12 protein-coding genes are annotated in these 13,113 nt (G+C 69.3%); 9 read left to right on the top strand and 3 right to left on the bottom strand.

What is annotated here, in order from left to right:
- The first annotated feature begins 39 nt into the window (after nt 1-39).
- The 3 genes from ACFXMV_RS09405 to ACFXMV_RS09395 all read left to right on the top strand — a co-directional run bounded on the left by ACFXMV_RS09405 (nt 40) and on the right by ACFXMV_RS09395 (nt 4,360).
- Nucleotides 40-2,781 (top strand): ATP-binding cassette domain-containing protein, encoded by a 2,742-nt coding sequence (locus ACFXMV_RS09405; RefSeq protein WP_378500099.1) that lies wholly within the window; start codon nt 40-42, stop codon nt 2,779-2,781.
- Nucleotides 2,778-3,518, top strand: coding sequence for an ABC transporter ATP-binding protein (locus ACFXMV_RS09400; protein WP_378500100.1), 741 nt, complete (start codon nt 2,778-2,780; stop codon nt 3,516-3,518). Before ACFXMV_RS09405 ends, ACFXMV_RS09400 begins: the two co-directional genes overlap by 4 nt.
- Before the next feature lie 83 nt (nt 3,519-3,601).
- Nucleotides 3,602-4,360: a FadR/GntR family transcriptional regulator gene (locus tag ACFXMV_RS09395; protein ID WP_378500101.1), complete on the top strand. Its 759-nt coding sequence runs from the start codon at nt 3,602-3,604 to the stop codon at nt 4,358-4,360.
- A gap of 19 nt (nt 4,361-4,379) precedes the next feature.
- Here the strand turns inward: ACFXMV_RS09395 and ACFXMV_RS09390 are convergent, their stop codons facing one another.
- A complete protein-coding gene (locus ACFXMV_RS09390) occupies nt 4,380-5,345 on the bottom strand; it encodes a DUF6777 domain-containing protein (RefSeq protein ID WP_378500102.1) in 966 nt (321 codons plus the stop codon).
- A 376-nt stretch (nt 5,346-5,721) separates the two neighbouring features.
- Here ACFXMV_RS09390 and ACFXMV_RS09385 point away from each other — a divergent pair, with 376 nt between their 5' ends.
- Nucleotides 5,722-5,898, top strand: coding sequence for a hypothetical protein (locus ACFXMV_RS09385; protein WP_378500103.1), 177 nt, complete (start codon nt 5,722-5,724; stop codon nt 5,896-5,898).
- Nucleotides 5,899-5,970: 72 nt separating this feature from the next.
- Here the strand turns inward: ACFXMV_RS09385 and ACFXMV_RS09380 are convergent, their stop codons facing one another.
- Nucleotides 5,971-7,431, bottom strand: a complete 1,461-nt coding sequence (locus ACFXMV_RS09380) for an MFS transporter (RefSeq protein WP_378500104.1) — start codon at nt 7,429-7,431, stop codon at nt 5,971-5,973.
- A gap of 128 nt (nt 7,432-7,559) precedes the next feature.
- Between ACFXMV_RS09380 and ACFXMV_RS09375 the strand changes: the two genes are divergently transcribed.
- Entirely contained in the window at nt 7,560-8,024 is a 465-nt protein-coding gene (locus tag ACFXMV_RS09375) for a MarR family winged helix-turn-helix transcriptional regulator (protein ID WP_378500105.1), read from the top strand.
- A gap of 27 nt (nt 8,025-8,051) precedes the next feature.
- Nucleotides 8,052-8,966: an SDR family oxidoreductase gene (locus ACFXMV_RS09370; RefSeq protein ID WP_378500106.1), complete on the top strand. Its 915-nt coding sequence runs from the start codon at nt 8,052-8,054 to the stop codon at nt 8,964-8,966.
- Here the strand turns inward: ACFXMV_RS09370 and ACFXMV_RS09365 are convergent.
- Entirely contained in the window at nt 8,963-9,865 is a 903-nt protein-coding gene (locus ACFXMV_RS09365; protein ID WP_378502910.1) for a TetR family transcriptional regulator, read from the bottom strand. The genes ACFXMV_RS09370 and ACFXMV_RS09365 overlap by 4 nt on opposite strands.
- A 146-nt stretch (nt 9,866-10,011) precedes the next feature.
- Here ACFXMV_RS09365 and ACFXMV_RS09360 point away from each other — a divergent pair, with 146 nt between their 5' ends.
- Genes ACFXMV_RS09360 through ACFXMV_RS09350 form a run of 3 tightly spaced genes read left to right on the top strand, consistent with a single transcriptional unit; the run spans nt 10,012 to nt 12,988 of the window.
- Nucleotides 10,012-11,220 carry an acyl-CoA dehydrogenase family protein gene (locus ACFXMV_RS09360; protein ID WP_378502155.1) on the top strand — a complete coding sequence of 403 codons (1,209 nt, stop codon included), beginning with the start codon at nt 10,012-10,014 and terminating at the stop codon, nt 11,218-11,220.
- A complete protein-coding gene (locus ACFXMV_RS09355; RefSeq protein WP_378502909.1) occupies nt 11,217-12,239 on the top strand; it encodes a phosphotransferase family protein in 1,023 nt (340 codons plus the stop codon). Before ACFXMV_RS09360 ends, ACFXMV_RS09355 begins: the two co-directional genes overlap by 4 nt.
- On the top strand, nt 12,236-12,988 hold the full coding sequence (locus ACFXMV_RS09350; protein WP_378500088.1) for an SDR family NAD(P)-dependent oxidoreductase: 753 nt from the start codon (nt 12,236-12,238) through the stop codon (nt 12,986-12,988). Before ACFXMV_RS09355 ends, ACFXMV_RS09350 begins: the two co-directional genes overlap by 4 nt.
- The last annotated feature ends 125 nt before the right edge of the window (nt 12,989-13,113 follow it).

Here is a 13,113-nt window from a genome sequence, read left to right as displayed (position 1 = left end):
GGCGACGCCGGGACCGCTCCCGAGTTCTCGGAGAGTTGAATGACTGAATTCCTGCAATTCGCCATCCTCGGCCTCGGCGCGGGTTCGGCGTACGCACTGTTGGCGCACGGCGTGGTGTTGGTCTACCGCGGATCCGGGGTGGTCAACTTCGCTCAGGGTGCCATCGCCATGGTGGCCGCCTATGTTTGCCTGGAAACTCTTCGGGGAGAACATGACTGGTCCCTGCCCGCGGCCTTCGCGGTCGCGGTGCTGGTGGCCGGGCTGATCGGGCTGCTGTTCCAGGTGCTGGTCCTGCGGTGGCTGGCGGGCGCCGCGCCGATCGTCCGATTGGCCGCGACGCTGGGCCTGCTGGTCATTCTGCAGGCCGGTGTGCAGCAGTACTACGGATCGAAATCCATTCGGGTGCGCGCCTTCCTGCCGAACGACGCCTACCACTGGGGCGGGGTCGTGGTGCAGCAGGACCGGCTGATCCTGCTGGGCATCGCGGTGGGGATGACCGCCGTGCTCTGGGGGCTGACGCGATACACCAGGGTCGGCCTGGCGATCACCGCCGCGGCCGAGAACGAGCGGGCCGCAGCGGCACTCGGGTGGTCGCCGCAGCGTCTGGCGGCCCTGACCTGGACGGTGGGCGGCGCGCTCGCGGGGACCGCGGGAGTCCTGGTGGCTCCGCTGACCGGGCTCACCCCCACCGCGTTCATCATCATCGTCACGGTGTCCGCACTGGCCGCAGCCCTGCTCGGCGGCTTCAAGTCCTTCCCGCTGACCCTGCTCGGCGGGCTGCTGCTCGGGGTGGGGGAGAGCCTGGTCGTGCTGTACCAGGACCGGATCCGCGACCTGCTGGGGCTGGAGACGCTGACCGGGATCAACCGTGCGGTGCCGTTCCTGGTGATCCTCGTGGTGCTCGTCGTGCGGGGCAAGGGCCTGCCGCTGCGCAGCCACGTCTCCGAACGGATGCCGCGGCTGGGATCGGGCCAGATCCGCTGGCGCACACTGGCCGTGGTGGTCGGCGCGCTCGCGGTCGTGGTCATCGTGTTCAGCGGCGACTGGCTGCGCTCGCTGACCCTGACCCTTGCGGCGGCGGTGTTCCTGCTGTCCGTCGTCGTGCTCACCGGTTTCGCCGGGCAGCTCTCGCTCGCGCAGTACACCGTCGGTGGGCTCGGCGCCCTCTTCACCGCGAGGCTCGTCGGCCAGGCCGGCTGGCCACTGATCCCCGCGGCGATCGTCGGCGTCGCGTCGGTCATCGCGATCGGCGTCCTGTTCGCGCTCCCGGCGCTGCGCACCCGTGGGGTGAACCTGGCGGTGGTGACCCTCGGGCTCGGGTTCACGATCCAGGAGATGGTCTTCAACAACCCGACCCTGACCGGCGACAAGATCGACGGGGCGGTGCGGATCCGGGAACTGAGCCTGTTCGGATTCGAGGTGACCGCGACCGAGTACCCCGAGCGGTGGGCGTTGCTGTGCCTGCTGGTCCTCGTCCTGTGCGGACTGATGGTCGCGAACCTGAGGCGGTCGCGGACCGGTCGCCGTCTCATCGCGGTCCGCACCAACGAACGGGCCGCGGCGTCGCTCGGCATCAGCGTGTTCGCGGTCAAGATCTACGCGTTCGCGCTCGCCGCTGGGCTGGCGGGCGTAGGCGGCATCCTGCTGGGCCTGCGCAACACCTCCGTCACCTACATCGAGTTCAACGTGTTCGCGTCGATCAACGCCGTGGTGCAGGCGGTGACCGGCGGCCTTGGATTCGTGTTGGGCGGCGTCATCGGTGCGTTGATGGCGCCGGGCGCGCTGTTCAGCCGACTGGTGGAGAGCAGCTCCACCACCGGGGCGATCTCCACGTTGATCGGTGGGGTTGTCCTCCTCGTGATCCTGCTGACCAATCAGAACGGCATCGCCGACATGCTTTCCCGGGTGGCTGCAGCGGTCAGGAGGATGCCCTGGTTGCGGGCGCTGCCCAGGCGTGAGCCGGCACGGGTACCCCAGCTCTCTGCCGAGACGACCGTGCGCGCCGCGACGCCGACGCCGCTCTCCGTTCAGGGTCTGACCGTGCGCTTCGGCGGGGTCACCGCAGTGGACGGCGTCGACCTCGCGGTGCAGCCGGGCCAGGTCGTCGGCCTGATCGGGCCGAACGGAGCGGGCAAGACGACGGTGATCGACGCGATCACCGGGTTCGTCGGTCCCGCGGCGGGGCAGGTCACGCTCGGGGACCAGGACATCACAGGGTGGTCGACGGCGAAGCGGTCGCGGGGTGGGCTGCGTCGGTCCTTCCAGTCCCTCGAACTGTTCGAGGACATCACCGTCGCCGAGAACATCCACGCAGGCGCCGACGAGTCGACGTGGCGAACCTGGCTGACCGATCTGGTCCGGCCGGGAACCCATCCGCTCTCGCCGACCGCCTCAACGGCGGTGCGCGACTTCGAGCTCGAGGGCGACCTGGGCGCGCTCCCTGGCGCTCTGTCGTATGGCAGGCGGCGGTTGGTGGGGATCGCCAGGGCCGTCGCGTCCGGGCCGTCGGTGGTGCTGCTCGACGAGCCTGCCGCGGGATTGGACGACGCGGAGAGCCGCGAGCTGGCGACGTGCATCAGGCAGCTCGCGGTCGAACGCAACGCCGCGGTGCTGCTGGTCGAACACGACATGGGCCTGGTGATGTCCACCTGCGACCGGATCGTCGTGCTGGAGGCGGGCCGGGTCATCGCCGAGGGCACTCCAGGGGAGATCGCGCAGAGCACACGGGTGCGCGAGGCGTACCTGGGGACCGATGACGAGATGACGGGGGCGGCGACATGACGACCACGACACGAGAGCGCGCTGCGGCGTCGACCATGGTGCTCGAATGCGAGGGACTGAGCGCGGGTTACGCGGGCGCGGTGGTCTGCCGAGATCTCGACATCACCGTCCGGGCGGGCGAGGTGGTCGCGCTCATCGGCGCCAACGGCGCGGGCAAGAGCACCACGATGCTGACCGTCGCGGGCGAGCTGCCGCCGATCTCGGGTCGCCTCGCCGTTCTCGGTTCCGACAAGCGGGCCTCGCTGTCACGCCTGGCCGGGCGCGGCCTGAGCTACGTCACCGAGGAGCGGTCGGTGATCATGGGGCTGACCGCGGCGGACAATCTGCGGTTGGCGGGCGTCGGGGCCGATGCCGCGTGCGCGGTGTTCCCGGAGCTGCGCGCGTTGCTCGGGCGCCCGGCCGGACTGCTGTCCGGCGGCGAGCAGCAGATGCTCACCCTGGCCAGGGCGCTGGCCAGGAACCCGAGGCTGCTGCTGGCGGACGAGCTGTCTCTCGGGCTGGCGCCGCAGATCGTGGCGCGGCTGCTCGCCGTGGTGCGGGCTGCCGCGGACACCCAGAACCTCGGAGTCCTGCTGGTGGAGCAGCACGTTCGCCAGGTCCTCAAGGTCGCCGATCGTGTGTACGTGATGCGCCGCGGACAGGTGATGCTGGAGGGGACGGCCGCCGAGATCGGTGCGGATCTCGACGCGGTGCAGCGTGCCTACCTGTCGTCGGGTGAGCAGGGGGAGAGCGGGTAACAACCAATTCGGTCAACTCTTGTACTCTTGGTCGGTCGTTCGTCCTGGTCAGCGCGGGGCGTGACCGAACAGGAGTGAGGGTGATGGTGACGGCCGGAACGAAATCATCGGTGGTTCGGGTACCGAAGGCCGGTGAGCTGGTGGCCGCCAACCTTCGGCGACGGATCATCACCGGCGAACTCAACGTCGGCGACCCGCTGCCCACCGAGGCCGTGCTCATGGAGCAGTTCGGGGTGTCCCGGCCGACCCTGCGCGAGGCGTTCCGGATCCTCGAATCCGAGTCGATCATCACGGTGTTGCGCGGCGCGCACGGCGGCGCCAGGGTCCTCGCGCCCGACGCGTCGGTCGCCGCGCGGTACACCGGACTGCTGCTCCAGTACCAGGGCACACCGCTGGTCGACGTGTATCGCGCGCGGGCGTCGCTCGAGGTGTCCGCAGTGGGAATGCTGGCCGAGGGCAACCGCGGCGACGCACTCACCACCTTCGCCGAACTGATCGAGGCGGGTGCCGACCTCGTGGAGGACTCGGCGGGGTTCGCGCGCCACGACGTCGACGTGCACCAGGCACTCATCGACCTCACCGGGAACCAGACGCTCGCGGTCCTCGGCGGAATGTTGGTGCACATCATCGACGCACACAACGCCCTGTTCATCGCCGCGCACGGCGGCGGCAACGAGCGGCCCGCGGCCCTCGCGGCGCATCGTGCCTACCTCAAGCTGCTCGGACTGCTCCGCCAGGGCGATGCCACGGCCGCTCAGGAGTTCTGGCGTAAGCACCTCGACGCGATCGAGAAGTACATGATCGGTGACACCGAGACCACCCTCGTCGAGGTGTTGTCCTAGCTCTGTAGCGCCGCAGAGATCAGGGAATCGGGATCACCAGCGGCGGCAGGCCCGGAATCTGCACCTGGATCTGCGGAGGGGGCGGTGGCGGAGCCACCGGGACCGGTGCTGGCGCCGGTGGCGGCGGTTCTGGCGGTGGCGGTGGTTCGGGCGCCGGTGGTGGCGGAGGTGGCGGTTCGGGCGCCTGCCTCTGTACCGGTGGCGGTGCGACGGCGAGCGGCTCGAGTTGGGGCGCAGGCACGGGCGGCGGTGGCGGGCCGGGGGGTGGACTCGGCGGCGTGGGGCCCGGCCGGTCCGCGGGTTGTTGCGGTCCCGCCCCGATCGGAACGGCCGACAGGCCGCCGGTCATCAGGTCCACGACCGTCACCTGTGCCATCGGCTGCTGCGCTGGTTGAACGACCAACACTCGCTCGGCGTCGAATCCGGGCCAGGGCTCTTCCTGGGTGGCCGGTTCGAGGCCCGGGTACGGATCGATCAGCGGGCTTCCCCGCGCACACCGCACTCGGGGTGTCCCGTGGTCGTCGATCAGGACGACCGTCCCGGCCTCGAGCACCGACTGATACGAGGTGGCGCGGCTTCCGCTGTAGCCGTGATTGGTCACCCTTGTGTCCGCGCGCAGCAGCACGGGCGTGAGGGTGCGGACGTAGGTGCGCACGTCCTCGACATCCAGCACGCCCGACCAGGCCTCCGCCTTCGTGGGATCGCTCTCCAGGTCATCGACCAGTCGCTGCCGGTCACACAGCACACGGTCCGGGCTTCCCCCGTACAACCCGACGCGGTCTCCCGCGACGCGGAGGCCGCCGCCTTCGTTCGGCAGGGCGGCGCCAGGCGGACCGGGCGGGACGACCGTCGGGATCTGTGGCGGTAGCAGCCGATCGGTCCATGGCAGTCGGCCGTCGGCGATGACGTGGTCCAGGGTGAGGGGCTTGGGTTGCGTGGCGGTGCCGTTCGAACACGCCGCGGCGACCACCGCACATGCGATCACGAGCCATCGACCCGGCGCATGCCCTGCATGCGGACCGGTGCGTGCGACAGTGCTTCGTCGGGCAAACCATGCGGCCGGCCCGATGACGGTGGCCACCCGCACATCGTAAGCGCAGAGGCAACACAGCCGGGCTCTATTGCGCGAGGCGTCGCTGGTTCATCGCCGGACAGGGCCGAGGGTGGGGTTGGCCTTGAGGAACGCGCGATGTGGTCGAGTTGGCAGTCGGCTGCGGGCACGGCGCAGCCGGGGTGGCGGCAGGTGCCGTCGCGGAGTCGGACGGCGGCGGCGAGTAAGCAATGGGTTCCGGGCTGTCAGATCGGGCCCGGTCGGGGTGTACTCGAGAGGGCGCTCCACCCGTACTCACTAGGGTTCTCGCATGACGCGACATGCAAGCTCAGCGATCGGCCTGTACCTGACGGCGGCGGTGGCGCAAGCACTGACGTGGGCCGATCTCAGCGGAGATGAGCGAGGTACCCGTATCGTCCTGTTCCTGCTGGCCGCATCGTTCCTCGCCGCCATCCTCGGCGTGTCAGCGCGACCAAATGCAGACTGATCTCCGGGTGACGCGGCTCCGTTTATGGCGCGCAATGTGCTGGCATATCTCGGCCTCCCGCGGAGATCCGGCTCACCGCGCCGGTTCCGACTCCGGCGCCACGACCGGCACGGGGGCTGCGACGGTCGCCGGGGTCCGTCGCGGAATGAAGAACGCGATGAGCAGGGCAAGCAGGGCGGCCGCGGCGCCGATCAGGAAGGTCACCACGAAGGCCTTGTGGGTCGGCAGCTCGGTCGGTCCGAAGGGCATGGTCATGCTGGCCAGTACGACGGTCATCACCGCGGCGGCGAACGAGGTGCCGACCATCCGCATCAGCGAGTTGAGCCCGTTCGCGGCCGCCGTTTCGTGCAGCGGGACCGAGCCCATGATCAGCGCGGGCATGGCGGCGTACGAGATCCCGATGCCCGCGCCGATGATCGTCGAGACGAGCGCGATCTGCCAGACCTCGCTCATGAGGACGGCTCCGATCAGGTAGCCGGCCGCGATGACGACGGTGCCGACCATCAGCGTGGTCCGCGGGCCGTACCTGTTGGTGATGCGGGCGGACACGGGGGAGAGAAGCATCATCACGACTCCGGCAGGCGCCATGCACAGCCCGGCCATCACCATCGACTGGCCGAGTCCGTAGCCGGTCTCCGGCGGCGACTGCAGCAGCTGCGGAACCGTCAAAGATGTTGCGTACATGGCGAATCCGGTCATGATCGATGCCATGTTGGTCAGCAGGACCGGGCGAGAGGCCGACACCCGCAGGTTGACGAGGGGCTCGGCGATGCGCAGCTCGGCGGCACCCCATGCCAGGAACACGACGACGGCCGCGCCCAGTAGGCCGAGGGTGGTCGCGCTGGTCCAGCCCCATTCGCCGCCCTTGGTGATCGCCAGCAGCAGCGAGACGAGACCGGCTGCGAGGCCCACCGCGCCGAGGTAGTCGAAACGTCCAGGATTGCGGACGGGCGATTCGGGGACCAGGATCGCGACGGCGACCGCGACGAGGGTGCCAAGCGCGGCGGACGACCAGAACAGTATGTGCCAGTTGAAGTTCTGCGCCGTCGCGGCGGCCAGCGGCATGCCGATCGCGCCGCCGACACCCATTGTCGAGCTCATCACCGAGATCGCGCCGCCGACCTTCTCGGCGGGCAGTTCGTCGCGCAGGATGCTGATGCCGAGCGGGATCGCGCCGGTCGCCGCGCCCTGCAGGATGCGGCCGATGATCACCAGCGGGACCGTGTCGCTGATCGCGCACAAGACGGACCCGGCGACGAGGAAGGCCATGCTGATCAGGATCATCCGCCGCTTGCCGAACATGTCGCCGAGGCGGCCGGCCACCGGCGTGACGACCGCAGCCGCCAGCAGGGTGGAGGTGATGACCCAGGATGCGGTGGACACCGAGGTGTTCAGCAGCTCGGGCAGGACGTGGATCAGCGGAACGACCAGAGTCTGCATCAGTGACACCACGATGCCGGTGAACGCCAGCGTGGCGAGGATCCAGGTCGGGGGATGGGTGCGCCGCGTCGCGCTGGTGGCCGCGTTGGTCACGACGGACCTCTTCTCTTTGTGTTCTAGGTGCCGATCAAATTCGAACATGACAATGAGTGTGTACAGTACACAGCATATGTATCGTGCACAAATAGTTGGAGGGTCGGCGTGATGCGAGGATGACCGCGATGGATTCCGAGGAGATCGACACAGGACGCGGGCTGGAGCGCGAAATCACCCTGATGGCCCGCCACGCCACCCTGGTGAACAAGATGTGGCTGGAGCGGCAGGCACTGGACCGATCCGCGTATCTGCTGCTGTACCGGCTGGAGATCAGCGAACCGATGACGTTGAAGGAACTCGCGGACGCGTTCGGTCTCGATGTCTCCACGGTCAACCGGCAGACCGCCGCGCTTGTCCGTCACGGACTCGCCGAGAGAATTCTCGACCCGCAGGGCGGCACGGCGCGGCGACTGCGGCCGACGGACAGGGGACTTCGCGAACTGCGGTCCGACCGGCAGCACAACGTCGACGGCATCACCTCGCTCGTCGCCGATTGGGATGAGACGGACCGGCGGGATCTGGTTTCCTTGTTGAGGCGGCTGAACGAACAGATCGAGGAACGACAGGGCCTCAACTGGCCGCGGGACTGACCGACAAGCTGCGAGGGAGTTGCACGGATGGGCATCAACGAGGGACGCGTCGTGATCGTGACCGGCGCCGCGGGCGGCATCGGGCGTGAGCACGCGCTCGAATTCGCAAGGCAGGGAGCCAAGGTCGTGGTCAACGACCTCGGGCCGGCCGAGTCGGTGGTCGAGGAGATCAAGGCGCTCGGCGGCGAGGCCATCGCGAACAAGGACGACATCTCGGACTTCGACGGCGCCGGCCGGCTGGTGCGCAGTGCGATCGACACGTTCGGCACGCTCAATGTGCTCGTGAACAACGCAGGCATCCTGCGCGACAAGATGTTCGTCAACATGACGGTCGAGCAGTGGGACGACGTGATGCGGGTGCACCTGCGCGGGACGTTCGCGCCCTCGCAGCACGCTGCCGCGTACTGGCGCGAGCAGCACAAGGCGGGCACCCCGGTCGCGCACCCCCGAATCATCAACACCTCGTCGCCCTCTGGCCTGTACGGCAACATCGGTCAGGCGAATTACGGCGCCGCGAAGGCGGGGATCGCGGCCTTCACCGTGATCCTCTCCGACGAGCTCGCCCGGCTCGGCGTCACCGTCAACGCGATCGCCCCCACCGCGCTCACCCAGATGACCGCCGGCCTCGAGGGATTCGTCGCCGCGATGGAGGCGGAGAAGGAGCGCACCGGCTTCGACGCCGCCGCGCCTGCCAACATCTCGCCCACCGTGGTCTGGCTGGGGTCGCCGGAGTCCGACGGCATCACCGGTCGGGTCTTCAACGTGCACGGCGGTTCGATCAGCGTCGCCGAGACCTGGGTGGCCGGACCGGGAGTGTCGAAGAACGCCCGCTGGGATCCTGCGGAGCTCGGCGAGGTCATTCCTGCGCTGGTGGCGGAGGCTCGCCCCAATTCGGACATGGCGGGTCAGCCGCGCAACGAGAACTCGCGAGTGGGGCTCTAGTACCCCGCCGCCCGCCCGAGCAGATCCAGTGCGAAACCCGCGTACTCGGTGGCGATCTGCTCGGGCGTGGACGGCCCGTCGATCCGAAACCACTGGGGCAGGGATGTGCACATCGTGGCGATGGCGCGCCCCGCGTCCCTCGGGTGCCGCGTCGTCAGGGTGCCGTCGGCGACCGCTGCGTCGATCTCGTCGTCGAGCAGGTACTGAACCTGGTTGCGGGAGGCAGAGATCCGTGCCCGATTCGCAGGCTCGAGGCTCCGCATCTCACTGGCTCCGATGAAGGCGAGCTCGCGACGATGTGTGTGAAACAGCGCCAGGGCCTCGACGATCAGGGCCACCCGCGCGATGGCGGTGGCGCCCTCATCCCTGGCCGCGCGCACACGCCAGTGCAGTTCGTCCATCGTGAGGTCGAGCGCCCGTACCAGTAGTTCCTGCTTGTCGCGGTAGTGGTGGTAGACGCCCGGCACGCTCATGCCCGCCCGGCCGGCGAGCGAGCGCATCGTCGCGCCGTGGTACCCCGTTTCGACGAACGAGTCGATCGCGGCGGCGAGCACCGGGTCGATCCGCAGTGCCGGAAACGCTCGCCACTCGCCCGGCGCCCCGCCCGCCGAGTGTGCACCTGTCGTTGCCGTCCCTGGGGATTCGCTCCGGGAAGTGCGCACTCGGCGGCCGGCGGGCGGGGGAGGGTTGCCGTCCTCGCCCATCAGGTGCGCGGCGGTGGTGCCCAGCGCCGCGGCCAGCGCATGAAGTCGTTCCACCGAGACCCCGGTCTTGCCGTTCTCGATCGCGCTGAGGGTTGCCGGGCTGATCGTCAGTCGTCTCGCCAGTTCGCGCAGCGTCAGTCCCGCGGTCACCCTGGCCAGCCTGATCGACTCGGGGAGCCGCCGCGTTTCGATCATCCCGCCCCTTCCACATGTTCAGGATTACTGAACACAATAGCTGATGGCGGCCGGGCAATCCCGTTGACAGGCCAAGCCAAGTATGTAATCGTGCTGACGACGTAGGCCGAGCGATCGTTCGGCGTGGACCGGAACGGGGAGTTGCTGTGTCGATCGACCTGACGTATTCATCGGCAGTGCAGGACCTGATCGAACGCACCAGGACCTTCACCCGCGATGTCGTCCTGCCCATCGAGGACGAGCACGCGGGAGACATTGCGGTCGCGGGTGGCGACGCGCTGCGCATCGGTATGCAGCAGGCCGCGAAGGACGCCGGGGTGTTCGCCCCCCACGCCCCTGTCGAGTACGGCGGCCACGGGCTGAACATGTCGGACCGCGCGCCGGTGTTCGAGGAGGCCGGTTACTCGCTGTTCGGGCCGACCGCGCTGAACATCGCGGCGCCCGACGAGGGCAACGTCCACATGCTGGCGCACATCGCCAACCCCGAGCAGAAGCAGCAGTTCCTGGCTCCGCTGGCCCGCGGCGACGTGCGGTCCGCCTTCGCGATGACCGAGCCGGCACCGGGGGCGGGATCGGACCCGTCGGCCTTGACGACCCGCGCGGTCCGGGCGGACGGCGGCTGGCGGATCAACGGGCACAAGTGGTTCATCACCGGTGCCGACGGTGCCGCCTTCTTCATCATCATGGCGCGCACCTCGGGCGAGCCCGGACAGCGCGGCGGCGCCACGATGTTCCTGGCGCCGGCCGACGCGGCGGGGATCCGGGTCGGCCGGCACATCGACACCCTGGACCGGGCGATGATCGGCGGGCACTGTGAGGTCTTCTTCGAGGATCTGCTGGTGTCTGACGACGCGGTGCTCGGCGAGGTCGACCGCGGCTTCGAGTACGCCCAGGTTCGGCTCGGGCCTGCCCGGATGACCCATGTGATGCGGTGGTTGGGTGCCGCCCGCCGCGGACACGACGTCGCGGTCGCCCGGGTTGCGCAGCGGGAGGGCTTCGGATCCAGGCTCGGCGACCTGGGCATGATCCAGAAGATGGTGGCAGACAACGAGATCGACATCGCCGCCACACGGGCACTGCTGGTGCGGGCGTGCTGGGAACTCGACCGCGGCGAACCGGCGTCGAACGCGACGTCGATCGCGAAGACCTACGCCGCCGAGGCCATCTTCCGGATCGTCGACCGCAGCATGCAGATGTGTGGCGGAATGGGGGTGTCGGGCGACCTGCCGCTGGCCCGGCTCTCCCGCGAGGTCCGCCCGTTCCGGGTCTATGACGGCCCATCCGAGGTGCACCGCTGGGCCATCGCCAAACGGGTGGTCGGCGCGGCCAAGCGAGCACAGGGGGAACAGCGATGAGCCTGCCGGGCATGGACGTTGGCGCGCTGCGCGCGTTTCTTGTCGACCAGGGCCTCGAGGTGCACGGGGAGTTGCGGGTCGAGCTGATCAGCGGCGGCCGCTCCAATCTGACCTTCGTCGCCAGGGACGACAGGACCAAGTGGATCGTCCGGCGTCCGCCGGTCAGCGGGTTGACGCCGTCCGCACACGACATGGCGCGCGAGTATCGGGTGACCAGCGGCCTACAGGACACCAAGGTCCCGGTCGCCCGGACCGTTGCCTTCGATGAGCAGGGTTCCGCGCTCGGCGCGCAGATGACGGTCGTCGAGTTCGTGGAGGGTCGCGTGGTGCGCGACCAGAGCGAACTCGCGGCGCTGACCGACGAGCAGGTCCGGGCGGGCGCCCACACCCTGGTCGGCGTGCTGGCCGAACTGCACGCCGTCGACTACACGGCGGTTGGGCTCGAAACCTTCGGTCGCCCGGACGGATTCGTGGCACGACAGGTGAAACTGTGGGCCGGGCAGTGGGATCGGGTCAAGACCCGGGACCTGCCCGACGTCGCACGATTGCACGCGGCGCTCGCCGAGTCGATCCCGCGGTCGGCGGCGGCCTCGATCGTGCACGGCGACTTCCGGATCGACAACACGATTCTCGACGACGCCGACCCGACGGTGGTCCGGGCCGTCGTCGACTGGGAGCTCTCCACCCTCGGAGACCCGCTCACCGACGTTGCGCTGATGTGCGTGTACCGGTCGCCGGTGTTCGACAAGGTGCTCGGCCTCGACGCTGCCTGGACCAGTGACCGGTTGCCCTCCGCCGACGAGCTCGCGCAGAGCTACGCGACCGCCTCGGGGCGGGACCTGGGCGACTGGAACTTCTATCTGGCGCTGGCCAACTTCAAGCTCGGGGTGATCGGCGAGGGCATCACGCACCGCGCGCTGCAGGGGTCGGACGCCGGCGCCGGGGCCGTCCGGGCCGCGGAGGCGACGCCGGAGTTCATCGGCGCGGGGCTGCGGGCTCTCAAGGGGGCGAGGCTGTGACCGGCACCGGAGCGAACTCGACCGCGCTGGTCACCGGGGCATCGCGGGGTATCGGGCTGGGGATCGCGAATCGGCTTGCACGGTCGGGGTATTCGTTGACGATCACCGCCCGTGATGCCGAGCGGCTCGACGCCGTCGAACGCGATCTCAGGGCGGCAGGGGCCGCCGAGGTGGTGTCGATCGCGGGCGACATGGCTGACGAGTCCGATATCGCCCGGGTGACCGAGGCGCACGCGGACCGGTTCGGTTCGATGACCGCGCTGATCCTCAATGCAGGCGTCGGGACAGTGGGCGAGATCGGGGACTTCCCGCTACGACGGTTCGACAAGACCGTCGCGGTGAACCTGCGCGCGCCCTTTCAGCTGCTCCAGCAGTCGTTGCCGCTGCTGCGCGCTGGCGCCGCAGCGAACCCCGGTCGCGGTGCAAAGGTGGTCGCGCTCGCGTCCATCACCGGGGTGTACGCCGAGCGGGGCCTCGCGGTCTACGGTGCGACGAAAGCGGCGCTGATCTCGCTGGCGGCGACCCTGAATGCCGAGGAATCCGGTAACGGTGTCTGCGCGACGACCATCGCACCCGCGTTCGTGGACACCGACATGAGCGCCTGGACCCACGAGCAGATACCGCCGGAGGCGATGCTCGAGGTCAACGACGTCGTCGAGGTGGTCGACGCGCTGCTGAGGCTCTCGTCGCGGGCGGTGATCCCGAACATCGTCATGACCAGGTCCGGCACCGACGGCTATCGCGCCTGAATCTTTCGCGGGACGGAAGGACCGCGTAGCCTCCCGCGGATGACCACTCTGGCCGAGGGGTTCGGCCATTCGGAACGCCGTGCCAGGGGAGCTGGTGGTGCGGTCCGTCCCACCGAGGTGATCGC

The sequence above is a fragment of the Rhodococcus sp. NPDC059179 genome, assembly GCF_042754885.1.
Lineage (GTDB): Bacteria > Actinomycetota > Actinomycetes > Mycobacteriales > Mycobacteriaceae > Rhodococcus_G.
Note: the sequence above shows the minus strand (reverse complement) of the source record. Positions and strands in the feature narration are given on the sequence as shown.